The sequence below is a fragment of the Kitasatospora sp. NPDC041917 genome (assembly GCF_055589745.1).
The window spans coordinates 70,292-94,444 of record NZ_JBVJBI010000004.1 but is presented as its reverse complement, the minus strand read 5'-3'; the positions used below and the strand labels follow the sequence as shown (position 1 = coordinate 94,444).

Annotated in this window: 22 protein-coding genes and 2 tRNA genes; 15 read left to right on the top strand and 9 right to left on the bottom strand. The window is 73.0% G+C overall.

The features are described 5' to 3' along the window. Positions 1-80: 80 nt before the first annotated feature. From ACZ6EM_RS06155 to pyrE, 6 genes are all read left to right on the top strand, one after another. Positions 81-638, top strand: a complete 558-nt coding sequence (locus tag ACZ6EM_RS06155) for a type III secretion system chaperone family protein (protein WP_452178179.1) — start codon at positions 81-83, stop codon at positions 636-638. A 120-nt stretch (positions 639-758) separates the two neighbouring features. After that, positions 759-1,919, top strand: a complete 1,161-nt coding sequence (locus ACZ6EM_RS06150) for a pyridoxal phosphate-dependent aminotransferase (RefSeq protein ID WP_465771813.1) — start codon at positions 759-761, stop codon at positions 1,917-1,919. Between the two features lie 501 nt (positions 1,920-2,420). Continuing rightward, positions 2,421-2,960, top strand: coding sequence for a DUF2617 family protein (locus ACZ6EM_RS06145; RefSeq protein WP_380541384.1), 540 nt, complete (start codon positions 2,421-2,423; stop codon positions 2,958-2,960). Between the two features lie 154 nt (positions 2,961-3,114). Then, a complete protein-coding gene (locus tag ACZ6EM_RS06140; RefSeq protein ID WP_452178180.1) occupies positions 3,115-4,761 on the top strand; it encodes a polyamine aminopropyltransferase in 1,647 nt (548 codons plus the stop codon). A 200-nt stretch (positions 4,762-4,961) separates the two neighbouring features. Continuing rightward, a complete protein-coding gene (locus tag ACZ6EM_RS06135; protein WP_465771812.1) occupies positions 4,962-5,990 on the top strand; it encodes an SRPBCC family protein in 1,029 nt (342 codons plus the stop codon). Positions 5,991-6,034: 44 nt separating this feature from the next. Then, positions 6,035-6,571 carry an orotate phosphoribosyltransferase gene (pyrE, locus tag ACZ6EM_RS06130; protein WP_359897723.1) on the top strand — a complete coding sequence of 179 codons (537 nt, stop codon included), beginning with the start codon at positions 6,035-6,037 and terminating at the stop codon, positions 6,569-6,571. Between the two features lie 87 nt (positions 6,572-6,658). Here pyrE and ACZ6EM_RS06125 read toward each other — a convergent pair whose 3' ends face one another. Beyond that, a complete protein-coding gene (locus tag ACZ6EM_RS06125) occupies positions 6,659-7,381 on the bottom strand; it encodes a DedA family protein (protein WP_359897722.1) in 723 nt (240 codons plus the stop codon). A 384-nt stretch (positions 7,382-7,765) separates the two neighbouring features. Between ACZ6EM_RS06125 and fbaA the strand changes: the two genes are divergently transcribed. After that, positions 7,766-8,788: a class II fructose-bisphosphate aldolase gene (fbaA, locus tag ACZ6EM_RS06120; protein WP_401047082.1), complete on the top strand. Its 1,023-nt coding sequence runs from the start codon at positions 7,766-7,768 to the stop codon at positions 8,786-8,788. 115 nt (positions 8,789-8,903) lie between these two features. Here fbaA and ACZ6EM_RS06115 read toward each other — a convergent pair whose 3' ends face one another. Continuing rightward, on the bottom strand, positions 8,904-9,323 hold the full coding sequence (locus tag ACZ6EM_RS06115; protein ID WP_359897720.1) for a DUF3151 domain-containing protein: 420 nt from the start codon (positions 9,321-9,323) through the stop codon (positions 8,904-8,906). Between the two features lie 219 nt (positions 9,324-9,542). On the opposite strand from ACZ6EM_RS06115, the gene ACZ6EM_RS06110 reads away from it, so the two are divergent. Next, complete coding sequence (locus ACZ6EM_RS06110) at positions 9,543-10,328, top strand: DUF3152 domain-containing protein (RefSeq protein ID WP_401047079.1); 786 nt, start codon at positions 9,543-9,545, stop codon at positions 10,326-10,328. A 36-nt stretch (positions 10,329-10,364) separates the two neighbouring features. Here the strand turns inward: ACZ6EM_RS06110 and ACZ6EM_RS06105 are convergent, their stop codons facing one another. The 4 genes from ACZ6EM_RS06105 to purS form a co-directional block, all read right to left on the bottom strand. Next, on the bottom strand, positions 10,365-11,180 hold the full coding sequence (locus tag ACZ6EM_RS06105; RefSeq protein ID WP_401047078.1) for a maleylpyruvate isomerase family mycothiol-dependent enzyme: 816 nt from the start codon (positions 11,178-11,180) through the stop codon (positions 10,365-10,367). 67 nt (positions 11,181-11,247) lie between these two features. After that, entirely contained in the window at positions 11,248-13,503 is a 2,256-nt protein-coding gene (gene purL / locus ACZ6EM_RS06100; protein ID WP_465771811.1) for a phosphoribosylformylglycinamidine synthase subunit PurL, read from the bottom strand. Next, the gene (purQ, locus tag ACZ6EM_RS06095; RefSeq protein WP_359897716.1) at positions 13,503-14,180 is read right to left on the bottom strand and encodes a phosphoribosylformylglycinamidine synthase subunit PurQ; all 678 of its coding nucleotides are present in this window, start codon (positions 14,178-14,180) and stop codon (positions 13,503-13,505) included. The genes purL and purQ overlap by 1 nt, the downstream gene beginning before the upstream one ends. Further along, on the bottom strand, positions 14,177-14,431 hold the full coding sequence (gene purS, locus ACZ6EM_RS06090) for a phosphoribosylformylglycinamidine synthase subunit PurS (RefSeq protein WP_049654013.1): 255 nt from the start codon (positions 14,429-14,431) through the stop codon (positions 14,177-14,179). Before purS ends, purQ begins: the two co-directional genes overlap by 4 nt. A 465-nt stretch (positions 14,432-14,896) precedes the next feature. Between purS and ACZ6EM_RS06085 the strand changes: the two genes are divergently transcribed. The 7 genes from ACZ6EM_RS06085 (at position 14,897) to ACZ6EM_RS06055 (ending at position 19,532) form a co-directional block, all read left to right on the top strand. After that, positions 14,897-15,214 carry a histone-like nucleoid-structuring protein Lsr2 gene (locus ACZ6EM_RS06085; protein WP_359897715.1) on the top strand — a complete coding sequence of 106 codons (318 nt, stop codon included), beginning with the start codon at positions 14,897-14,899 and terminating at the stop codon, positions 15,212-15,214. Positions 15,215-15,357: 143 nt separating this feature from the next. Continuing rightward, positions 15,358-15,430: transfer RNA gene (locus ACZ6EM_RS06080), tRNA-Gly, on the top strand. A gap of 39 nt (positions 15,431-15,469) precedes the next feature. Next, a tRNA-Gly gene (locus ACZ6EM_RS06075) sits at positions 15,470-15,542 on the top strand. Positions 15,543-15,729: 187 nt separating this feature from the next. Further along, entirely contained in the window at positions 15,730-16,737 is a 1,008-nt protein-coding gene (locus ACZ6EM_RS06070) for an ABC transporter ATP-binding protein (protein WP_452178181.1), read from the top strand. Beyond that, the gene (locus tag ACZ6EM_RS06065; RefSeq protein WP_465771810.1) at positions 16,734-17,564 is read left to right on the top strand and encodes an ABC transporter permease; all 831 of its coding nucleotides are present in this window, start codon (positions 16,734-16,736) and stop codon (positions 17,562-17,564) included. Before ACZ6EM_RS06070 ends, ACZ6EM_RS06065 begins: the two co-directional genes overlap by 4 nt. Positions 17,565-17,661: 97 nt before the next feature. Then, the gene (locus tag ACZ6EM_RS06060; protein ID WP_401052048.1) at positions 17,662-18,891 is read left to right on the top strand and encodes a sensor histidine kinase; all 1,230 of its coding nucleotides are present in this window, start codon (positions 17,662-17,664) and stop codon (positions 18,889-18,891) included. Between the two features lie 17 nt (positions 18,892-18,908). Next, positions 18,909-19,532 carry a response regulator gene (locus ACZ6EM_RS06055; protein WP_401052050.1) on the top strand — a complete coding sequence of 208 codons (624 nt, stop codon included), beginning with the start codon at positions 18,909-18,911 and terminating at the stop codon, positions 19,530-19,532. Positions 19,533-19,559: 27 nt separating this feature from the next. Here ACZ6EM_RS06055 and ACZ6EM_RS06050 read toward each other — a convergent pair whose 3' ends face one another. The 3 genes from ACZ6EM_RS06050 to ACZ6EM_RS06040 form a co-directional block, all read right to left on the bottom strand. Continuing rightward, positions 19,560-20,459 carry a phosphoribosylaminoimidazolesuccinocarboxamide synthase gene (locus ACZ6EM_RS06050; RefSeq protein WP_401052053.1) on the bottom strand — a complete coding sequence of 300 codons (900 nt, stop codon included), beginning with the start codon at positions 20,457-20,459 and terminating at the stop codon, positions 19,560-19,562. 152 nt (positions 20,460-20,611) lie between these two features. Next, positions 20,612-22,159 carry a N,N-dimethylformamidase beta subunit family domain-containing protein gene (locus tag ACZ6EM_RS06045; protein WP_401052056.1) on the bottom strand — a complete coding sequence of 516 codons (1,548 nt, stop codon included), beginning with the start codon at positions 22,157-22,159 and terminating at the stop codon, positions 20,612-20,614. Positions 22,160-22,387: 228 nt separating this feature from the next. Continuing rightward, a complete protein-coding gene (locus ACZ6EM_RS06040; RefSeq protein ID WP_401055255.1) occupies positions 22,388-23,971 on the bottom strand; it encodes a hypothetical protein in 1,584 nt (527 codons plus the stop codon). Positions 23,972-24,153 lie beyond the last annotated feature (182 nt).

Here is a 24,153-nt window from a genome sequence, read left to right as displayed (position 1 = left end):
CCCCGGATGAGGCAGGATGGGAGGTGAAAAGGGCGGCCTCTCATTGCCGGCCACCACGTGCACTGAGGAAGAGGACCCCCATGAGCATCGACCCGTCGTCCATCCCGTCCTTCGGCGTTCCCCAGGGCGGCCAGCCCGGCGGCCAGGGCGGGCGGCCGGCCGGCCCGCCGCCGATCATCGTCCCGGACCAGGCCCTGGTCACCCAGCTGCTGGACCAGATGCAGCTCAAGCACGTCGTGGACGAGGAGGGCGACCTCACCGCCCCCTGGGAGGGCTTCCGCGTCTACTACATGTTCCGCGGCGAGCAGAAGGAGCTCTTCGCGGTGCGCGCCTTCTACGACCGCGCCTACCCGCTGGAGAAGAAGGGCGAGATCCTCGACCTGATCGACGAGTGGAACCGCGAGACCCTCTGGCCCAAGGTCTACACCCACACCCACGAGGACGGCGTGGTCCGCCTGATCGGCGAGGCCCAGATGATCGTCGGCACCGGCGTCAACCTGGACTACTTCGTCACCACCACCGCCAACTGGACCCAGGCCGCGGTCGGCTTCGAGCAGTGGATCGTCGAGCGCCTCGGCCTCCAGAACGAGATCGAGGGCGAGGACGGCGAGGACGGCGAGGGCACCGACGAGGCCTGATCCCGTCCCGGTACTCCGGTCCGGCCCGCCACCGCCCTCCGCGCCGGTGGTGGGCCGTTCTTGTCCCCGGCCCCCGGCTGACCCAGGATGGCCCTGACGACGAGCCGTGAGGAGCCACCGATGGGTACCAGGCCGCTGCTGAACCGCCGACTGACCGGGATGGGCACGACGATCTTCGCCGAGATGTCGGCCCTGGCCACGGCCACCGGATCGATCAACCTCGGCCAGGGATTCCCCGACACCGACGGGCCCGAGGAGGTCCGCGAGGCGGCCGTACGGGCCCTGCGCGAGGGCCGGGGCAACCAGTACCCGCCCGGCCCCGGCGTCCCCGAGCTGCGCACCGCGATCGCCGAGCACCAGCAGCGCTTCCACGGCCTCGCGTACGACCCGGACACCGAGGTGCTGGTCACCGCCGGCGCCACCGAGGCCATCGCCGCCACCCTGCTGGCCCTGCTGGAGCCCGGCGACGAGGTGATCGCCCTCGAACCCTTCTACGACTCCTACGCCGCCTGCATCGCGATGGCCGGCGCCACCCGGGTGCCGCTCACCCTGCGCGCCCCGGCCTTCCGTCCCGACCTGGACGAGCTGCGCGCCCTGATCACCCCGCGCACCCGGCTGCTGCTGATCAACACCCCGCACAACCCCACCGGCACCGTCCTCACCGCCGAGGAGCTCGCCGCCGTCGCCGCGCTCGCCGTCGAGCACGACCTGCTGGTCGTCACCGACGAGGTCTACGAGCACCTGGTCTTCGGCGCCGTCCACCACCCCCTCGCGGCCCTGCCCGGCATGCGCGAACGCACCGTCACCATCTCCTCCGCCGGCAAGACCTTCTCCTTCACCGGCTGGAAGGTCGGCTGGGTCACCGCGAGCCCGGACCTGGTCGCGGCCGTGCGCACCGCGAAGCAGTACCTCACCTACGTCAGCGCCGGCCCCTTCCAGTACGCCGTCGCCGAGGCCCTGCGGTTGCCCGACACGTACTTCGACACCCTCCGCGCCGACCTGCTGGGCAAGCGCGACCTGCTGCTCGGCGGCCTCACCGCGGCCGGCTTCCGGGCCTTCACCCCCGAGGGCACCTACTTCGTCACCACCGACATCACGCCGCTCGGCGAGAAGGACGGCATCGACTTCTGCCGTTCCCTGCCCGGCCGTTGCGGCGTCGTCGCCATCCCGAACGCGGTGTTCTACGACGACGTGGAGGCCGGCCGTAGCCTGGTCCGCTTCACTTTCTGCAAAAAGGACGAGGTCCTCCAGGAGGCCGTCACCCGCCTGCGGCGCCTGTGAGGGACCGCACGCCCCCTTTCACGCCCTTCGAACAGGGATGTCCGTGATCCGACATCAGTACTGATGGCTCATCAACTTCCTTGATCAGCTTGCTTGTTTGCCACCATTGCGGCAATCCTTCCGAGCATCCGGGCACTCCCCCGCCGCCCTCCACGCCCCGCGCCTGGAGGGCGGCGGTGTGTGATGCGCCCGGGCAGCGCACACCCGGCGCGCACGGCGCACGATCCGGTGACAGGGGCGCGCGCTGTGCAGACTCGTACACGGGCTCGATCAGAGCCGGGAAGCAGGTGTGCTCGAAACGGTGAATGCTTGACAAAGTTGGGTAAATCACCGGCGGACCCGGCGTATTCGTGCTTCTCTGCTGCTGAATCTCCAGCCGGAATCCTTCCTTCCACGGTCGGCCGCGCCCAGGGCCGCACAGCCACGAACAGCCTCGCCATCGCCTAGGCCTACTCGCTGCTGCTCGGCGGGCGCGCACGGAGCTGAAACGCGGAGCCGAGCATGCTCACCACACTGCAGACCTCCTACACGGACACCCGGGCGGGTGACCTCGCCTGGTGCCTCGGCGGCGACCCGCTGCCCGCTCTCGCCGTCCGCGACCTGAGACTCGACGGGGGCGGCCACCCGGGCACGCCCGGCACCCTCCAGCTGCGCCTGCTGGGCGCCTCCCACCAGGTGGTGATCGACGCGGGCCCCGGCCAGTGCCTGGAGACCGTCGCCTGCCTGCCCGGCCGCCGCACCCCGCTGCCGGCCCGGGTGGCCAAGCAGGTCGGCGGCTGGGAGTACGAGTTCGCTGCCCGGATCGAGGCGCTGCCGCCGCACGACTTCGCGGCCCGCGCCCAGGAGCTGCTGGCCCTCGTCGAGGGGCACCCGCGGGGCCTCGCCGGGGTCTTCCCGGGCGACCCGAGCGCCTTCACCGCGCTGGTCACCCAGGGCGGCGCGGACCGGCTGCTCTGGCGCACCTGGCACGCCTACCCGCAGGAGGGGCAGCTGGTGTGCACCCGCTCCTCGCTGGTGGTGACCGGGGTGGCCGGGGCATGACCGCCGGAAGTCCGGACCGGAACACCGATCCGGCCGTAGGCCGCCCGGCCCAGGCCTACGAATCGTACGCAGGAACGGTTCGTCAATCCGATGTCGCCCACTGTCCGTCGGATGGGCGCATCCATCCGTCCCGCACGTCCCCTAGCGTTTGTTCGTGATCAACCATCCGACCGGTCCGCCCGCACGCCCGCGCGTGGACCTCGACGACGGCGCCCCACCCCGGCCCGGGCGAGGCCTCGCCCCACTCCCGCCCGCCCGCCGTCGGTCCCGGCTGCGCTCCAGCCCCCGGCTCGCCCGCCTGACCGTCCTGCTGGCCGCGTTCGTCTGCGCGGCCTGCGGACTCGTCTACGAGCTCGAACTCGTGGCGCTCGGCGACTACCTGCTCGGGGACACGGTCACCCAAACCTCCGTCGTGCTCTCCGTCATGGTGTTCGCGATGGGCCTCGGCTCACTGCTCGCCAAACGGTTCACCAGCCGGCCCGCCACCGCCTTCGCCCTCGTCGAGTGCGCGCTCGCGCTCACCGGCGGACTCTCCGTCCTCGCGCTCTACTCCTGCTGGGCCTGGATCGGCCGCTACCAGGCCGCCATGGTCGGCCTCACCTGCCTGATCGGCGTCCTGATCGGCGCCGAGATCCCCCTGCTGATGACCCTCATCCAACGGATCCGGCGCGAGGACGCCGGACGCGCCGTCGCCGACCTGTTCGCCGCCGACTACGTGGGCGCGCTGATCGGCGGCCTCGCCTTCCCGTTCCTGATCCTGCCCGCCCTCGGACCGGGCGACGGCGCCCTGCTCACCGGCGCCGTCAACGCCGTCGCCGGGGCGGCCGTGGTGCTCTGGCTGTTCCGCGAGGAACCCGCCCCCCGGATCCGACGGCTGCTCTGGGGCGGCTGTCTGCTGGTCCTCGCCCTGCTCGCGACGGCCGCGGCCGGCTCCGACGCCGTCGAGCGCGCCGCCCGGCACGCCCTGTACGGCGACCAGGTCCGCTACGCCACCCGCAGCCGGTCCCAGGAGATCGTGCTCACCGGCCCCGCCGAGGGCCCCCTGCGGCTCTACCTGGACGGCCGGCTCGCGGTCTGCGGACCGGACGAGTACCGGAGCAGCGAGGGCCTGGTCCACCCCGCCATGGCGGCCGGCCCGGACGCCCGCGTCCTGCTGCTCGGCGGCGGCGACGGGCTCGCCCTGCGGGAGGTGCTGCGGCACCGGGGCGTGCGCACCGTCCGGCTGGTCGACGCCGACCCCGCCCTGCCCCGGCTCGCCCGCACCGACCCCGGGCTCGCCGCCCTCGGCGGCCGCTCGCTGGACGACCCCCGGGTCCGCACCACCGCGGCCGACCCGCTGGCCTGGCTGCGCGGCGCCGGCGCCCCCGGCGGGGACGGACCGTACGACGTGGTGCTCGCCGACCTCCCGGCACCGGCCGACGGCGGGCCGGTCAAGTTCCACTCCCAGGAGTTCTACGGCCTCGCCGCACGGCTGCTCTCCCCCGGCGGCCGGATCGCCGTCCGCGCCGGGAACGACCTGGACGGCCTCTGGCAGATCGAGTCCGGTCTGCGGACGACGGGCCTGCAGACCGCCCCGTACGCCGTCCCGGGCAGCGCCACCGCCGCCTGCCGCCCCGGCCCGCCGGACGACCCCCAGAACTTCCTCCTCGCCGCCGCCACCCGGCCCCCGCTCACCCTCGCCCCCGACGCCCCGTCGCCCCGCGCCCTCACCCCCGACACCCTCCACGCCACCACCGCCCGCCTCACCGCCCTCCGCCCGGCCCACCCCCCGGCGGCCCTCACCCTCCTCGGTCCCCGCTGAGGCCGCCCGGCCCCCGCCGAGGCCAACCCCGGGGAACCGTCTTCTCGGAAGCCCCGCCCCGCGCCCGTGGCGGGCCGGGGCGGGGTGCCCGTGCGGGCGGCCGCGGCGATGGTGCGACGGCCAAGGGAACAGGTGGGGCGGGGAAAATCCGGTGGTGGTGGGTAGGGACCGGGCGCGGCCCAGTCGGTAGGCTCCGTGACATGGAGCATGAGGTTCTCGTCCCGTTGTCCGCCGAGCCGGTCCGGCAGGCCTTGCAGGATCCGGCGCTGCTGGCGCGGAGTGTGCCGGGGCTGAGCACCGAGCCGGCCGCGGTCGGCGCCGGTGCGGCCGAGGAGATCGGCGGCCGGCTGAAGCTGCGGATCGGCGGCTCCACGATCACGTACAAGGGCGTGCTGTCGCTGATCGGGGGCCGGGAGGGCGTGCTGACCGTGTTCGCCGAGGGCGAGGAGGCCCGGGGCACCGGTGAGGTGACCGCCACCGTCCGGGTCAGCGTCGCGGACGGCGCCGAGGACGGCACCGCGGTGATCCGCTTCACCGGCGACCTGAGCGCCACCGGCCGGCTGACCGAGTTCGACGAGGAGACCCTCGACGCCACCGGCCGCCGTCTGCTGGACCGGTTCGCCGCCGCGCTGGTCGCCCCGGAGGGTGAGCAGCCGCAGGACCAGGACCAGGACCAGGAGGAGGACGCCGGGCAGGACGGGTCCGGGAACGCCGGGGCCGACGCCGGTGTGGTCTTCATCGAGGACCGCCAGGACCAGCCCGGCGACGACCTGGAGGACGACCTCTCCGACCTGATCGCCTTCTCCGACGCCGATGCCGAGCGCTTCGGCCTGCCCACCGGCTCCGCCGCCGACGACGAGGACGAGGAGGACGACGTCGAGGACGGGGCCCCGGACGGCTCCGCCGAGCAGGACGGCGTCGCCGAGGAGCTCCCCGCCGAGCCGCTCTTCGCGTACGAGGAGGAGCCGGTGCTCAGCGGCCCGGTGCGCCGCAGCATCGTCGGCCGGTCCGCCGAGGAGGTGGACCACGCCCCGCCGCGCGGCCCGTACGCCCCGGCGCTGCCCGCCCGCAGCGCGCGGGCCCGGGCGGCGTCCCGCTGGGGCGGCGAGGCCGGCGGGATCGTGGTGCCGGGCACCGGCGGCCGCAGCGCGGTGCCGTGGGTGATCGGCGGCTCGGTGGCCCTGCTGGGTGGTGCCGTGGTGCTGGTCAGGGCGCTGCGCCGACGCTGAGCCCGGAGCGCCGCGGGAACCGTCAGGGCCTAGACTGAACGCTCATGAGCAACGACCGCGACGCCCTGCTGGCACAGATCAAGGACAAGGCCGTCGTGCACGGCAAGGTCACCCTCTCCTCCGGCAAGGAGGCCGACTACTACGTCGACCTGCGCCGGATCACGCTGGACGGCGTGGCCGCCCCGCTGGTCGGCCGGGTGATGCTGGACGCGACCTCGCACCTGGACTACGACGCCGTCGGCGGCCTGACCCTGGGTGCCGACCCGGTGGCCGCCTCGATGCTGCACGCCGCCGCCGCGCGCGGGCAGCAGCTGGACGCCTTCGTGGTCCGCAAGACGGGCAAGGCGCACGGCCTCCAGCGCCGGATCGAGGGCCCGGAGGTCAAGGGCCGCCGGGTGCTGGCCGTCGAGGACACCTCCACCACCGGCGGCTCGGTGCTGACCGCCGTGGAGGCGCTGCGCGAGGCGGGCGCCGAGGTGGTCGGCGTCGCGGTGATCGTGGAGCGCGGCGGCGCGGCCGCCGTGGAGGCCCAGGGCCTGGAGTACGTGACCGCCTACACCCTGGACGACCTGGGTCTCTGATCCCGTCCGGTACGACGAACGACTGAGGGCCGGTGCTGTTTCACGTGAAACAGCACCGGCCCTCGCCGTGTCCGGAGCGCCGGGAGCTCAGCCCCGCCGGTGCCGGCCGCCGCCGGCCTGGACCTGGCTCTCCTCGTCGACCTCGGCGCCGATGCCGGCCCGCTTCTTCTTCCGCTCGCGCATGATCTCGACCAGGATCGGCGAGATCGACAGCAGGACGATCAGCAGCACCGCCGGGATCAGGTACTTGTCGATCACCGGGGCGAGCGCGTCGCCGAAGAAGTAGCCGATCAGCAGCATGGACTCGGTCCACAGCACGCCGCCGATCACGTTCCAGAGGAAGAAGGTCCGGGCGGGCATCTCCAGGGTGCCGGCGACCGGGTTCAGGAAGGTGCGGATGATCGGCATGAAGCGGGCCAGCACCACGGCCTTGCCGGAGCCGAACTTGTTGAAGTACTCCTCCGCCTTCACCACGTAGTCGCGTCGGAAGATCTTCGAATCGGGCTTGTCGAACATCTTCGGCCCGACCTTGGCGCCGATCAGGTGCCCGAGCTGGGCGCCGGCGATCGCCGCGATCGGGCAGCCGATCAGCAGGACGGCGATCGGCAGCTTGGCACCGTCACCGAGCACCGAGGAGGCCGCGTTCGAGGCGGCGACACCCGCGAGGATCAGCAGCGAGTCGCCCGGGAAGAAGAAGCCGACCAGCAGGCCGGTCTCCGCGAAGATGATCGCGATCAGCCCGATGGCGCCGAGGGACGAGATCAGGGATTTGGCGTCAAGCAGGTTGACGGCCAGCTGGTTGTAGTCCACGGGCGCAGGATAGCGGGCGCACCGTGCCGACCACGCGGGCGCACCGTGCCCACGACCCGGGCGCACCGTGCCGACGGCGCCCGGCGGGGGACGCCCCCCGGCCGCCCGCCGGAGCCGCCCGCGGCCGCCGTGCGCCCGTGCCGTGCGACGTTCCGCATGGCGGGCTCCTGCTGACCCGCGGGCACGAGTCTGGGAAGATGGCACAGGCGTCCGGTCCGCGGTGGCACACCACCCTCATGGCCGTACCGCGCAGGTCGCCGCGAACGTGCCGGAGAGCCACACCGCAACGCCGCGCGTCGGCGGGCCGGCACGGAGTCGTCACGAAGGCGTACACAGCGTCGGACAGCACCGTCCGTACGCCGCAACCCGACAGGAGCGGATCGCATGCCCATCGCAACTCCCGAGGTCTACAACGAGATGCTGGACCGGGCCAAGGCGGGCAAGTTCGCCTACCCGGCCATCAACGTCACGTCTTCGCAGACGCTGCACGCCGCACTGCGTGGTTTCGCCGAGGCCGAGAGCGACGGCATCATCCAGATCTCGACCGGTGGCGCGGAGTTCCTGGGCGGCCAGCACAACAAGGACATGGTGACCGGCGCCGTCGCGCTCGCCGAGTTCGCCCACATCGTCGCCGCCAAGTACGACGTCACCGTCGCGCTGCACACCGACCACTGCCCGAAGGACAAGCTGGACGGCTACGTCCGCCCGCTGCTGGCGGTCTCCGCCGAGCGCGTGGCCCGGGGCGAGAACCCGCTGTTCCAGTCGCACATGTGGGACGGCTCGGCCGAGACCCTCTCCGACAACCTGGGCATCGCCCAGGAGCTGCTGGCCCAGGCCGCCGCCGCCAAGATCATCCTTGAGGTCGAGATCACCCCGACCGGCGGCGAGGAGGACGGCGTCACCCACGAGATCAACGACGAGCTGTACACCACCGTCAACGACGCCGTGCGCACCGCCGAGGCGCTGGGCCTGGGCGAGAAGGGCCGCTACCTGCTGGCCGCCTCCTTCGGCAACGTGCACGGCGTGTACAAGCCGGGCAACGTCGTGCTGAAGCCGGAGCTCCTGCGCGAGCTCCAGGACGCGATCGGCAAGCAGTACGGCAGGACCGACCCGTTCGACTTCGTCTTCCACGGCGGCTCGGGCTCCAGCGCCGAGGAGATCGCCACCGCGCTGGAGAACGGCGTCGTGAAGATGAACCTGGACACCGACACCCAGTACGCCTTCACCCGCCCGGTGGCCGGCCACATGTTCGCCAACTACGACGGCGTGCTGAAGGTCGACGGCGAGGTCGGCAAGAAGAACACCTACGACCCGCGCACCTGGGGCAAGCTGGCCGAGGCCGGCATGGCCGCCCGCGTGGTCGAGGCCGCCGAGCAGCTGCGTTCGGCGGGCAAGCGCCTGAAGTGAGTCCCGCGCCCGACGCGGGGCCCACGGGCCGCGTGAGCCCCGCGCCCCGGGCGTGACGTGACGGACGGGTGCCCCCGGCGGAGACCGCCGGGGGCACCCGTCTGTCCGGGGGTGTCTACTGCTTGAGCTCCGCGTACGCCTCCGCGCTGCTGTCCTTCAGGAACTGCCAGCAGCGGGTCTCCTCCTCGGTCTCCTTGATCGCGCCGGCCGCCCGGGCGAGCGCCGCCAGGCAGCGCAGGAAGCCGCGGTTGCCGCGGTGCTCCCACGGCACCGGGCCGTGGCCCTTCCATCCGTTGCGCCGCAGCGCGTCCAGCCCGCGGTGGTAGCCGGTACGGGCGTAGGCGTACGACTCGACGTACCGGCCGGCCGCGTAGGCGTCGTCGGCGAGCATGGCCCAGGCCAGGCAGAAGACCGGGAACTCGGCCGCCACCTGGGTGGGGGAGGCCGACTCCTCCGCCAGCATCCGGTAGGGCCGCTCCTCCTCCGGGAGGAGAGTGGGTTCGGGACCATCGAGAAGGTTCCTGTGAATCGCCATGCCCTGAAGTCTGCCACCCGAGACGCAGGGGTCAACCGCCGTCCCCGGCGGGCGCCCGTCCCGCGACGCCGAAGTCACATACGAGGCGTGTGGACATTCACCCGTTCGCCTGCCACTGTGAAGATCATGTCCGCAGCCCGATCCGTCGGCCGGCGCACCGCACCGCCCCGGAAGGGCGGTCGCCGACGCCGCAGGCCGCGACGCGGACCCGGTCCTGGCATGCTCACGGCACTCGTGCTCTCCGCCGTGGTACTGGGGGCCGCGGCGATCATGCTGTACCGCCCAGCGGGAACCCCGGCCGCCGCCCCGACCGCCCAGGCGAGGGTCGCCCCGCCGGGCGAGCAGGCCACCACGGCGGCACCGACGGCGGAGCAGGCGCCGCCCCCGGCTCCCGCCCCGGCCGACACCCCGCCGCCCGCCCCCGCCGCGCCGGACCCCGGCCCCACCAAGGGCGCGGGCACCTTCACCGTCGCCCCGGCCACCGCCAAGCCGGTCGGACGCGGCAACGTACGCCGCTACCGGATCGAGGTCGAGGACGGCATCGGCATCGACGCCCCGACCGCCGCCACGCAGATCCACGCCATCCTCGGCGACAGACGAGGCTGGACCAACGACCGCAAGAACGGCTTCCAGCTGGTCGCCGACGGCCCGTACGACTTCGCCGTGAAGATCGCCTCGCCGGCCACCGTGGACCGGATCTGCGGCGCCTCCGGGCTGGACACCCACGGCGAGGTCAACTGCAACGTCGGCAACCAGGTGCTCGTCAACTCCAAGCGCTGGAACACCGGTTCACCGCAGTTCAGCGGACCGCTGGAGGAGTACCGGGCGCTGATCGTCAACCACGAGGTGGGCCACCGGATCGGCCACGGGCACGAGGGCTGCCCGGGCGAGGGCAAGCCCGCCCCCGCGATGATGCAGCAGATCTACGGCCTCAAGGGCTGCACGCCCAACGCCTGGCCGTACTCGGCACAGGGCACGTACGTGGGCGGGCCGTCCGTCCCGTAGAACCGCGGCGGCGGGGGCGGGTCCTGGGCAGCCGCCCTAACAGAGCACCGGCAGGTACTCCCGCAGGTCGCTGCGCTCCCCCGAGGCGGACACCTCGGCCGCCTCCACCGCCGCCGCCCAGTCGGCCCGGCCGGTGGCCAGCCGGATCCAGGTCAGCGGATCGGTCTCCACCACGTTGGGCGGGGTGCCCCGGGTGTGCTTCGGCCCCGGCACCGCCTGGACGACCGCGAACGGCGGGACGCGCAGCTCGACGGCGCCGCCGGGCACCTGCCCGGCGAGGGCGTCGGCCAGCATCCGGGAGACGGTGGCGAGGGCCTCGCGGTCGTGCGGGAAGGCGTCCAGGCCGAGCGCGTCGGCCAGGTCGTCGGCGTGCACCACGGCCTCGATCAGCCGGGTCACCAGGTAGTCGCTCAGGAGCATCGGATGGCCGCTCAGGAAGGTCACCCGCCGCTCCGGTTCCGCCGCGGCCCGGCTGTCGAGCACGGCCAGCACGGCGTCGAGCGACCGGTCGAACTCGGCGACCACCTCCTTGGGCGGGCCGGCGAACCCGGCCGCCGTGTGCTCCGTGGTCGCGGCGTCGACGAAGCCGGCCATCGTTCCGGCCAGCGTCGCGTAGTCGGCCAGCGGGAGCACCGGCCCGTCCACCTCCGGCAGGTCCAGCACGGCGGACAGCTGGCTCAGCGCCAGGCTCAGGTGGGTCACCAGCTCCCGCACCCTCCAGGAGCCGAGCCGGGTCGGCCGTTCCAGATCGGACTCCGTCAGCTGGTGCACGACCACGCGCACCGCCTCGCTCTGCGCCGTCAACGCGGCGCTCACCTTCTGCGGCTGATACGTACGGGACTTGGCAGGCATGGGCGTCAACATACGCCGAGGGGCGGGTGGTTCACCAGAGAACCACCCGCCCCTCGTCGACCGTGCGTCAGGCCAGCAGGGCCTCGATGACACCGGTGCGGGCGTCCTTCAGCTCGGCCAGCGAGACGCTGAACTGGCCCTGGACGTCCAGGCTTTCGCCGTCCACGACACCGATCCGGGTGGCCGGCAGGCCGCGCGCGGTGCACATGTCGTTGAACCGGAGCTCCTCGCTGCGCGGCACCGCCACGACGGCGCGGCCGGCCGACTCCGAGAACAGCAGGACGAACGGGTCCTGGCCCTCGGGCAGAACGATCCGCGCACCGTGGCCGCCCTTGAGGCAGCTCTCCACCAGCGCCTGACCGAGACCGCCGTCGGACAGGTCGTGCGCGGCGTCGATCATGCCGTCGCGCGAGGCGGCGATCAGGATCTCGCCGAGCAGCCGCTCGCGCTCCAGGTCCACCGCCGGCGGCAGGCCGCCGAGGTGGTCGTGGACGGCCAGCGTCCAGGCCGAGCCGCCGAGCTCGTCCGCCGTGTCGCCGAGCAGGTAGAGCAGCTGCCCCTCCTCGGCGAAGGCCAGCGGGGTGCGCCGGGTGACGTCGTCGATGACGCCGAGCACCGCGACCACCGGGGTCGGGTGGATGGCGACCTCGCCGGTCTGGTTGTACAGCGAGACGTTTCCGCCGGTGACCGGGGTGCCGAGCACCAGGCAGGCGTCGGCCAGGCCGCGGGTGGCCTCGGCGAACTGCCACATCACGTCCGGGTCCTCGGGGGAGCCGAAGTTGAGGCAGTCGGAGACGGCGAGCGGCTTGGCACCGCCGGCCGCGACGTTGCGGTACGCCTCGGCCAGGGCCAGCTGGGCGCCGGTGTACGGGTCCAGCTTGGCGAAGCGGCCGTTGCCGTCGGTGGCGACCGAGACGCCGAGGTTGGTCTCGTCGTCGATCCGGATCATGCCCGAGTCCTCGCCGTGCGAGAGCACGGTGTTGCCGAGCACGTAGCGGTCGTACTGGTCGGTGATCCAGGACTTGGAGGCCTGGTTCGGGTGGCTCGCGACCTTCAGCAGGTCGGCCTTGAGGCCCTCGCCGGTGGTCGGGCGGGCCAGCCGCTCGGCGGTCGGGGCGTCGGCCTGCAGCGCGTCCTGCCAGCTCGGGCGGGCGTACGGGCGCTCGTAGGTCGGGCCCTCGTGGGCGACGGTGCGCGGCGGGACGTCCACCACGAGCTCGCCGTGCCAGAAGATCTCCAGGCGCTCGCCGTCGGTCACCTCACCGATGACGTTGGCGATGACGTCCCACTTCTCGCAGATCTCCAGGAAGCGGTCGACCTTGTCGGGCTCCACGATCGCGCACATGCGCTCCTGCGACTCGCTCATGAGGATCTCCTCCGGCGAGAGCGTGTGGTCGCGCAGGTGCACGGTGTCGAGCTCGATCCGCATGCCGCCGGAGCCGGCCGAGGCCAGCTCGCTGGTGGCGCAGGACAGACCGGCGCCACCGAGGTCCTGGATGCCCTTGACGAGCTTCTCCCGGAAGATCTCCAGGGTGCACTCGATCAGGAGCTTCTCCTGGAACGGGTCGCCGACCTGGACGGCCGGGCGCTTGGCCGGCTTGCTGTCGTCGAAGGTCTCGGAGGCGAGCACCGAGACGCCGCCGATGCCGTCGCCGCCGGTGCGGGCGCCGTACAGGATGACCTTGTTGCCGGCGCCGGAGGCCTGCGCGAGGTGGATGTCCTCGTGCTTCATGACGCCCACGCACAGCGCGTTGACCAGCGGGTTGCCCTGGTAGCAGGAGTCGAAGACGACCTCGCCGCCGATGTTCGGCAGGCCCAGGCAGTTGCCGTAGCCGCCGATGCCCGCGACGATCCCGGGCAGCACGCGCCGGGTGTCCGGGTGGTCGGCCGCACCGAAGCGCAGCGGGTCCATCACGGCGACCGGGCGAGCGCCCATCGCCAGGATGTCGCGCACGATGCCGCCGATGCCGGTGGCCGCGCCCTGGTAGGGCTCGATGTACGACGGGTGGTTGTGCGACTCGACCTTGAAGGTGACCGCGTACCCCTGGCCGACGTCGACGACGCCGGCGTTCTCGCCGATGCCGACGAGCATCGCGTCCGAATCCGGCTTCTTCTCGCCGAACTGCTTCAGGTGGACCTTGCTGCTCTTGTACGAACAGTGCTCCGACCACATGACCGAGTACATGGCGAGTTCGGCGCCGGTCGGGCGGCGGCCGAGGATCTCCCGGATGCGCGCGTACTCGTCCTCCTTGAGGCCGAGCTCGGCCCAGGGCTGGGCGGCGTCCGGGGTCTGCTCGGCGTTCTTGACGGTGTCGAGGCTCATCAGGCGTTCACCAGCTGCTTCAGGACGGAAGTGAAGAAGCCCAGGCCCTCGGTGGTCGGGCCGGTGAGCGGCTCCACGGCGTGCTCCGGGTGCGGCATCAGGCCGACGACATTGCCGGCGGCGTTGGTGATGCCGGCGATGTCGCGGTACGAACCGTTCGGGTTGACGTCCAGGTAACGGGCGACGACCCGGCCCTCCGCCTCCAGTTCGTCCAGCACCCGCTCCTCGGCGACGAAGCGGCCCTCGCCGTTCTTCAGCGGGACGACGATTTCCTGGCCGACCGAGTAATCCCGGGTCCAGGCGGTGCCGGCGTTCTCGATGCTCAGCTTCTGGTCGCGGCAGATGAAGTGCAGCGAGTCGTTCCGGGTGAGCGCCCCGGGCAGCAGGTGCGATTCGCAGAGCACCTGGAAGCCGTTGCAGATACCGAGCACCGGCATTCCGAGCTTCGCCTGCTCGATGACGGTCTCCATCACCGGCGAGAAGCGGGAGATCGCACCGCAGCGCAGATAGTCGCCGTAACTGAATCCGCCGGGCAGGACGACGGCGTCGACCTGGTGGAGATCCTTGTCACGGTGCCACAGCGCGACCGGCTCGGCGCCGGCGAGGCGGACCGCCCGCTGGGCGTCGCGGTCGTCGAGGGAGCCGGGGAAAGTGACGACGCCGACGCGGGTGGTCACTTGCCCTCCTCCTCGACCCGGACGGTGAAGTCCTCGATCACGGTGTTGGCGAGAAAGGTCTCGGCGGCTTCGCGGATACGGGCGAGCGCCGCGTCGTCGACCGGGCCCTCCACATCCAGCTCGAAACGCTTGCCCTGGCGGACGTCGGCGATCCCGGTGAATCCGAGGCGGGGCAGTGCACGCTGCACCGCCTGTCCCTGGGGGTCGAGGATCTCCGGCTTGAGCATGACGTCGACTACGACGCGTGCCACTGGCACTCCCGGTGGTGTCTTCGGTGAGGCGGGGGAACTCCAGACTACCGGTGGTTTCGGGCAGGATTGCTGGCCGGGGATAGCGACGCGCGTAGACCCGAGACCCTTACGCCACAAGGGATCCGGACCCCTCACCCGCCGCCCGGGCCGACCGGTTTCCGTGGATTCGGCACTCGGAACGGCCCCGTCCGGAGAACACCCGAATACGGCACTTGGGGACAGAACCGCCCGTCCCGCACATCGGTATCCAGGAGTCCCGCGAAGAGACGTGAATATCCGGAAAAGAATGCCGGACTCTTCGATTTCTGCCCCCTTCGGGTGCAGAATAGGGCCACCTGTCGCGGCAAGTGCTGCGTATCAGGCGAGCCACCCGGCGCGCCCGTACGCGCTTGCGCGAGTTGGTGCACATCAGGCCCCGGTACCCCCTCGGACCGGCGGCCGAATTGCCCGAGAGGATTGACACCCATGGCACAGCGTGTAGTTGTCACGCTCTCCGACGACCTGGACGGCGGCTCCGCCGCGGAAACCGTCCACTTCGGCGTCGACGGAAAGTCGTACGAGATCGACCTGTCCGTGGACAACGCGGAAAAGCTGCGGGAGGCCCTCGCTCCGTTCGTCGCCGCCGGCCGCCGCCAGAGCCGCACCGGAAAGTCCTTCCGCCGCACCGCCCTCACCCCGGACCCGGCCGCCGTCCGCGCCTGGGCCCTGTCCCGCGGGATGGAACTGCCGGCCCGTGGCCGCATCCCCAAGCACGTGTACGAGGCGTTCGCCGAGGCGAACTGAGCCTCGCGGGAGTCCGCTCCCCGGTCGCCCCGCCCGCCCTGACCGAAAGGGTGGGGCGACCACCCCGAACGATGCTGTAGAGTATTCCTCGTCGCCGCAACGGAGAGATCCGAAGAGGCGGCGGGTGCCCCACCAGGCACCATGCGGACGTGGCTCAGTTGGTAGAGCATCACCTTGCCAAGGTGAGGGTCGCGAGTTCGAATCTCGTCGTCCGCTCGCAGTGCGCGAGCACAGCACAACTCAATAGTTTGACCTGCGGACGTGGCTCAGTTGGTAGAGCATCACCTTGCCAAGGTGAGGGTCGCGAGTTCGAATCTCGTCGTCCGCTCCGATCCGAAGGGCCCCCTCGTGCGAGGGGGCCCTTCGGCATTCCTCCCCGCACTCCTGGCACGGCGGTGCCCCGGGCGCCGGCGATATCGGCCATGACATTTGTCATCGCCGACCCGTGGATCCCCACCGCGATGTCATGACGGCCCGCACTGCCCGCGCGGCCCGGTCGGCGGAAGGCTTGGGGCATGGAGACGAGCCGGGCCCCCCGCCCCAGCGAAGACGTGATCGAGGTCACCGACCTGCACCGCCACTACGGCGGCGGCACCAACGGGTACCACGCCGTGCGCGGCGTCGACCTGACCGTCCGCCGCGGCGAGCTGTTCGCCCTGCTCGGCACCAACGGGGCCGGCAAGACCTCCACCATGGAGGTCATCGAGGGCCTGGCCGCGCCCACCGGCGGCACCGTCCGGGTGCTCGGCCTGGACCCCCACAAGGAGCGCGCCGCCGTCCGCCCGCGGATCGGCATCATGCTCCAGGAGGGCGGCTTCCCCGGCGAGCTCACCGCCGCCGAGACCGGCCGCGTCTGGGCCGGGATGACCAGCGGCGCCCGCCCGGTGGCGGAGGCGCTGGAGCTGGTCGGCCTCGGCCACCGCGCGAACGTCCGGGTCAAGCAGCTGTCCGGCGGCGAGAAGCGCCGGCTGGACCTCGCGATGGCCCTGCTCGGCCGCCCCGAGGTGCTCTTCCTGGACGAGCCCAGCACCGGTCTCGACCCCGAGGCGCGCGCCGCCGTCTGGCAGCTGGTCCGCGAGCTGCGCGCCCAGGGCACCACGGTGCTGCTCACCACCCACTACCTGGAGGAGGCCGAGGAGCTCGCCGACCGGCTGGCCATCATGCACGGCGGCCGGGTCGTCACCTCGGGCACCGTCGCCGAGGTGATCGCCGACCGGCCCGCCCGGATCGGCTTCGAGCTTCCCGAGTTCACCGGCGCCGCACTGCCCGTCCTGGCCGGGGCCGAACTCGCGCTCGACGGCCGCAAGGTCACCGTGCAGACCCTCGCGCTCCAGGACACCCTCACCGACCTGCTCGGCTGGGCCCGGCACCACGGGATCGCGCTCGGCGCCCTGGACGCCCGCAGCGCCTCGCTGGAGGAGGCCTTCCTCGCGATCGCCTCCGAGGCCGCCCACCAGAACCCCCCGCAGGCGCCCGCCGCCGACCGCCCCGCCCGCCGCCGCCTGATCGGATCCGCCCGATGACCACCACCGTCGCCACCGCCGCCACCGGTCCGCAGAGCACCGCCGCCCGTCGGCTGCTCGCCCTCGGCCGGGCCGAGGCCACCCTGCTGCTGCGCAACCGCACGGCGCTGTTCACCGCCCTGGCGCTGCCGCTGTTCCTGGTCTTCACCCTGAAGGGCGCGCTCTCCCAGCAGGCCGAGTCCAACCCCGGACTGGACGTCGACTCGCTGCTGGTCTACGGCTCGGTCGGGATGATCCTGGCCTTCGTCGTGTACTACAACCTGACCGCCGCGTATGTCGGGCGGCGCGGCGAGCTGGTCCTCAAGCGGCTGCGCACCGGCGAGGCCCGGGACATCGAGATCCTGCTCGGCACGGCCGTCCCCTCGGTCGCGCTCGGCCTGATGATGGCCGCCCTGATCGGGATCGGCGGCAGCCTCGGCCTCCACCTGGCCGTGCCGGTCAACCCGGTGCTGATACTGGTCGGCCTGCTGCTGGCGCTGGCCACCATGATCGCCCTGGCCGCGCTGTCCAGCGCCTTCACCAGGACCGTGGAGAGCGCGGGCATCACCACCCTGCCGATCATGCTGGTGATGCAGCTCGGCTCCGGGCTGTTCATCCCGCTGGAGGTCATGCCCAAGCAGCTCGCCGACATCTGCCGCCTGCTGCCGACCACCCCGGCCTTCCAGCTGATCCGCGTCGGCTGGTTCGGCACCGACGGCTCGGCCGCCGCGACCGGCTTCGCCGGCTCCTGGGGCGCCGCCGGCTCGCACCTGGTCACCGGGGCGATCTGGCTGGGCCTGGCGGTCTGGGGCGCGGTGCGCTACTTCCGCTGGGAACCGCGCCGCTGAGCATCGAGCAGTAATCCGAAGGAACGCCCCCGGTACGGCCTCTGATATGAAGGCAGCAAGCAGGATCGTGGTCGAACTGGGGGCGGAAGAAGTGAGAATGCGGTCGCCGCATCGGCACTGGACCAGCCTGAGCAAACCCCAGCGCACCGAGCTGTACCTGCGCTGGTCGCTCTACCTGATGGCGATGTTCGTCCTACCCGGCGTCCTGCTCGGCGCCGGGAGCGCCGTCGGCCAGGCCGGGAACATCCCGGTGATCCGGATCTCCGTACTGATCGGGCTCGCCACCACCCTGGTCCTGCTGCGGACCTACCGCGTCGCGATGGACCACTACCTCGGCCGCCCCACCGACCCCCGGCTCTGGCTCGCCCTCTCGGTCGGCCTCGCGGTGGCGGGCTCCTGGACCGTCCTGCTGTTCGGCCCCGCCGACGGCGGACCGGAAAGCCCCGGCGGCCTCCCCTTCACCCTGTTCGTCACCAGCAGCCTGTTGCTGTTCGCCCACGGCCCGGTGTGCGTGGCGCTGGCTCCCCGCCGGGCCGCCGTCGTCGGATTGGGCATGCTGCTGGCCGTCTTCCCGGCCGCGGTACTCGCCGGGATCGACCCCGCCGGCACCGCCGGCTACCTGGCCGGACTCACCCTCGGGATGGCCTTCCTCGGCCCCAGCTGCCGCAGCTTCGCCTGGCTCACCTCGATCGTCTGGGAGCTGGACGCCGCCCGCGAGGCCCAGTCCCGGCTGGCCGTCGCCGAGGAGCGGCTGCGCTTCTCCCGCGACCTCCACGACGTGATGGGCCGCAACCTCACCACCATCGCGCTGAAGAGCGAGCTCGCCGTCCAGCTCGCCCGCCGGGGGCGCGAGGAGGCCGCCGACCAGATGGCCGAGGTGCAGAAGATCGCCCAGGAGTCGCAGCGCGAGGTCCGGGACGTCATCCGCGGCTACCGCACCGCCGACCTGCACGCCGAGGCGATCGGCGCCCGGGCGGTGCTGCGTTCGGCCGACGTCTCCTGCGAGATCGACCTCGGCGAGCACGCCGACCGGCTGCCGGGCCCGGTCCAGTCGGTGTTCGGCTGGGTGATCCGCGAGGCCACCACCAACGTGCTGCGGCACAGCGAGGCCGGCCGCTGCCTGATCCGGCTGCGGACCGAGGACGGACGGGCCGTACTGGAGCTGGAGAATGACGGGGTGCCCGACATCCCGTTCCCCTCCCAGGGCAGCGGCACCGGGCTGCGCGGACTGCGCGAGCGGCTCGCCGCCCACGACGGCGAACTGACCGTGTCGACCGCCGAGGCGGGCGTCTTCCGGATGCTCGCCACCGTCCCGCTCCCCCGCTGAGGAAGAAAGACCGCCCGATGACCGAGAACGCCGCGCCCGTCCGCGTCCTGCTCGCCGACGACGAGCACCTGATCCGGGGCGCGCTGGCCGCGCTGCTCTCGCTGGAGGACGACATCGAGGTGGTCGCCCAGGCCGGCTCCGGCACCGAGGCACTGGCGATGGCGCTGGCCCACCGCCCGGACGTCGCGGTGCTGGACCTCCAGATGCCGGGCAAGGACGGCATCGAGGTGGCCACCCAGCTGCGGCTGGCGCTGCCGGACTGCCGCTGCATGATCGTCACCGGCCACGGCCGCCCCGGCTACCTGAAGCGGGCGCTGGAGGTCGGGGTGCGCGGCTTCCTGCCGAAGACCGTCTCGGCGGCGGACCTGGCCGGCATCATCCGCACCGTGCGCTCCGGCGGCCGGTACGTGGACCCCGAGCTGGCGGCGGACGCGATCAGCGCCGGCGAGACCCCGCTGACCCCGCGCGAGACGGACGTCCTGGAGCTGGCCGCCGACGGCACCCCGATCGCCGAGATCGCCGAACGGGCTTCGCTCTCCCAGGGCACCGTGCGCAACTACCTGTCCTCGGCGGCCACCAAGCTGGGCGCGGAGAACCGCCACGCGGCGGTGCGGATCGCCCGCGAGCACGGCTGGATCTGAGGCCGTGCCCGCGGGCGGTCGAGCGGGTCAGGCCCAGGTGGTCCCGGTCAGCCGCTCGTACACGTCGATGTACTTGGCGCGGGTCAGCTCGACGATCTCGGCCGGCAGCGCCGGCGGCGGCTGCTCGCTGTAGCGGTCCCAGCCGGAGTCCGGGGAGACCAGCCAGTCGCGGATCAGCTGCTTGTCGAAGGACGACTGCGAGCGGCCCGCCTCGTACTCGTCGGCCGGCCAGTAGCGGGAGGAGTCCGGGGTGAGCACCTCGTCGCCGATCACCAGCTCGCCGTCCAGCAGGCCGAACTCGAACTTGGTGTCGGCCAGGATGATGCCGCGCGCGCGGGCGATGTCCCGGGCCCGGGCGTAGACGTCCAGGGTGGTGCGGCGCAACTGCGAGGCGAGTTCGGCGCCGATCCGGCGGGCGGTCTCCTCGTAGGAGACGTTCTCGTCGTGCTCGCCGACCTCGGCCTTGAGCGCGGGGGTGTAGATCGGGGCGGGCAGCTCGGAGCTGTTCTCCAGGCCCTCCGGCAGCGCGATGCCGCAGACCGTGCGGCTCTCCTGGTACTCGGCCAGGCCGGAGCCGGCCAGGTAGCCGCGGGCGACCGCCTCGACCGGGATCATCTCCAGGCTGCGGCAGACCAGCGTGCGGCCCTTCCAGTCGGCCGGGGCGCCGGCCGGGACCTCGGTGGAGATCACGTGGTTGGGAACGATGTCGGCGATCCGCTCGAACCACCACAGCGACAGCTGGGTGAGGATGCGGCCCTTGTCCGGGATCTCGTTCGGCAGCACCCAGTCGTGGGCGGACGTCCGGTCGCTGGCCACCATGACCAGCTCGCCCGAACCGGTGCGGTAGAGGTCGCGCACCTTGCCGGTGTGCAGGTGGACCAGGCCGGGTACCTGGACCGGCTCGGGCTTGGTGACAAATCCGCTCAAGGTGTTCAGTCCTCAGGGGTCGTTCACGGGCGGGGGCACCGCGAAAGGGGAGGTCACTGCCCCCGCAGTCTTTCACGCCCGCCGGAACGCCGGTTCTCCGGCCACCGCGCGCCGGTTCCCGGCCACCGCGCGCCGGTTCCCGGCCACCGTGGTCAGTGCAGCTGGTTCTTGCAGAGCCGGTCCAGCAGGTTGGCGGTGGCCCGCTGGATGCGCTCGTCGGTCAGCCCCGGGCGCCCCAGCGCGGGCGACCAGGCGAAGGTGCCGGCCGCGAAGACGTACGCGCCGCTGGGCGCGCGGTACAGCGAGGTCTCCTGGTAGCGGGTGCGGCCGGCCGGGTCCTGGTACGGCGAGTGCGCCAGCAGCACCCGCTCGACGTGCTCGGGCAGCGCCACCTTGGGGTAGTAGCGGTCGGCCTCGCCGGCGACCAGCCCGGGCAGCTCGTCGCCCTCCTGGAGGCCGGTGCCGTCCCAGAGCCAGTGCGCAGTGTGCCGGGCGACCAGCGGGACGGGCGCGGCGACCCGCCCCGAGTACTGCACCCCGAGCAGGTGCTGCTCGGGCTCCCCGGCGTCCCGCCACAGCGCGCTGGCCGCGCCGGGCGCCCCGGCGGCCGGGCTGCCGGCGCCGACCTTCTGCCGCTTGCGGCAGTTGAGCAGCCGGTTGGGCTCGCCGGAGGCGGCGGCGGTCAGCTCGACCCGCCAGTACATGGTGTTGGCGGAGAGGAACACCAGCGAGGTGCCGCCGTCCCTGGCCCGCTCGGCGGCCCGGCGCATCGGCTCGGACCAGTACTCGTCGTGGCCGGGGAAGACCAGCGCCCGGTGCCGGGACGGGTCCACCAGGCCGGCGTGCAGGTCGGTGGCGGTGGCGTAGGAGAGGTCGTAGCCGAAGCGCTCGGCCCAGCGGATGAAGTCGTACGCGTGGCCGACGTGCAGCGGCAGTCCGGCGGTGGCGTGCGGGCGGTCGAAGGAGACGGTGACGGCCGCCTCCGGCTCGCCGACCAGGCCGCCCCGGCCGTCCCAGGCGTGGTAGAGGCTGGCGCCGGTGCGGCCGTCCTCGGGGAACAGGTTGTACGCCTGCCAGGTCACGTCCGGGAGCACCAGGAGCAGTTCGGCGGTGCCCGCCCGGTCCTCGAAGTCCCGGACGGTGAAGGGGATGTGGCTGCGGTGCAGCATGTCCGCGGTGGTCAGCACGGCGACGTAGGCGCCGGGCTTCCAGTGCGCCGGGATCTGTTGCCGCCAGGAGTGCCACCAGTGGTGGCAGGAGACCGTCCGGTCGACCACCAGCGGGGCGGGCTGGGCGAGGCCGGCGATCGACGGGCTGGAGGTCATGTGGCGGGCGCCGTCACCGCCGTAGTGGCCGATCCGGAAGATGTTCACGGTGAACTCGCGGGGCGGGTTGACGGTGACCCGGAAGTCCACCGAGCCGCCGGGGCGGACCACCCCGGCCGAGGCGAAGCCCTTGATCTGCTGGTCCACGTCGTTGGCGCCCTGCGGGGTTCCGACGGACGGCTTCCTGCGGACTCCGGCCGTCAGCGACTGCTGGCCCGGCGCGCCCACCGAGACGTACCAGGGCACGGCGCCCTCCGCCCCGGCCAGGTACTGGTCCGGGCTGCGCAGCCAGGGCAGCGGGCCCTGGCCGAAGGGGTCGGACACGCTGTAGGCGTGCGTCCCCGACTCCCAGCGGCGGTTGAGTTCGGTCCCCACGCGCCCCTCCCAGGTGCACTTCCGCCCGGTTGGCACGTGCCCCCCGGATGTGCGTGCGGTCTAATACACCACAGACTGCTGTCGCAGCGTCACCCTCCGGTAGCGATTGGTGCGGGGAATCTCGCGCGCCTCCCGGGAGGGGCCTCCGGCCTGCGAAGACGCCCCGCGGCCGACCCTTTTGGGGGCGCGTGCGGCGGTACCGAGCGCCCTCCTGTGACACCCGGGACGTCAGAGGCGCACGGGTTTCTCAAGACGGACGTCGGCGGCGTCCAGCCAGGCGCGCAGCGGACCGTCCTGGCCCTGCTCGACGGCCTGGGCGACCGGACCGGCCAGGTCGGTGCGGCGCACCCCGCCGAGCAGCAGCACCGGGCCGTCCAGCCAGTCCAGGCCGGGGGCGCCGCCGGCGGTGTCCACGGCGGCGCAGCAGACCATCGCGGTGACGTGCTCGACCAGCAGGTCGCGGCCGCTGCGGTCGGGTTCGAGCAGCGGGGCCGGGGCGGTGGTGCGGGCCAGCTGGGCGGCGAGCGCGGCGGCCAGCAGCTCTCCGTCGCCCTCGGCGAGCCGGCCCAGCAGCCGGGTGAGGGTCGGGGCGCCGGGGCGGGACTGCGGGGCGAGCCGGTCCAGGGCGGTCTGCAGGGTGGCGGCGCCCGCCCGCCAGCCGGCGTCCACCACCTCGGCCGGGTAGTCGGCCCACTCCAGCTCGCGCCAGGCGCCGGCCGCCGGGCGGCCGAAGAACAGGTCGGCGGCGAGCCGGGAGACCGCCCGGTCGACGGTGCCTGGCTCCTCCAGCAGGTCGCAGGCGGGGCGGTCGCCGAGCCGGCTGCCGTAGCCGTCGGCCAGCCGGTCGCGGCGGGACAGCTCGGTGAGCGCGGCGACCACGCCGGCGTTGAGGTGGGCCGGGTGGCGGCCGAGCCGCCAGGCGGGCAGCGCGACCCTGGTGAGCAGCCGGTCCCAGCCCGCGTAGGCCAGGCCGACCTGCTCCTGGGCGGCGATCCGCAGTCCGTAGTCGACCGTCCTGGCCTGCTCGGAGGCCCAGCTCGCGACCGAGCGCTCCAGCTCGGCGGAGTGGCCCCGGCAGGCGCCGAGCAGGCGGCGCACGACCCTGCGGACGATCCGGTCGGCGAGCGCCGCCGGACCGCGCCGGGGCGGCCGGGGCGGGGCGGCCAGGGTGGCGCCGCCGAGACCGGGGGCCGCGCCGGCGCCGGAGTCCAGACAGGCGTCCAGGCTGCGCAGGAAGCGCCGGGCGGCGGCGATCTCCGGGTCGGCGGAGGCGGCGGTGCCGGCCACCACGGGGGCGAGCAGGGCGCGCAGTTCACCGGACCGCATCCACCACAGGAAGGGCGAGCCGATCACCAGGACGGGGGCGGGCGCCCCGGGGTCCGGCCGCGGCGGAGCCGTCCGCCGGCTCGGCGGGACGTCCTCCAGCCAGCTGTCGCAGTCCGGGGTGAGGGCCACGGCCGAGGGCGCGGGCACCTCCAGCCGATCCGCCAGCTCGCCGATCAGCCGGTACAGCTCGGGGGCCTCGGCGCGCTCCAGCGGGACGGCCGGGGTGCGCGGCGGGACGGTCCGGTGCAGGGCCCGGGCGGTCAGCCCGGCCACCGCGAGGGTCAGCGCGGCGACCGCGCAGACCGCCCAGCGGGCGGCGTCCCAGCCCGCGGCGTCGGCGGCCCCGGGCGCGCCGATCCGGCCGGTGAACCGGCCGGCGAGCAGGACCACCGCCACGGCGGCGGGCAGGGCGGCGGCGGCCCGGGCGAGGCCTCGGATCCGCAGCACCACCTGGGCGTGAGCGCGCGCGATGTCGATTGCGGCCATACGGTGCGGCACCCCCTTCGGAGCCCTCGGGCGCCCGGCTTCGGGCCCTGAGCCGACTCGAAACGATCAGTTCCGACCGGGAAGCGGAGGTGTCCGATCCCGGTAGTGCATGCTGCGTGGCGCTACTGACATTTTCGACGCCCCGGTCCGGGTGGGCGTTCCGGATCACCCCGGTTTCCACT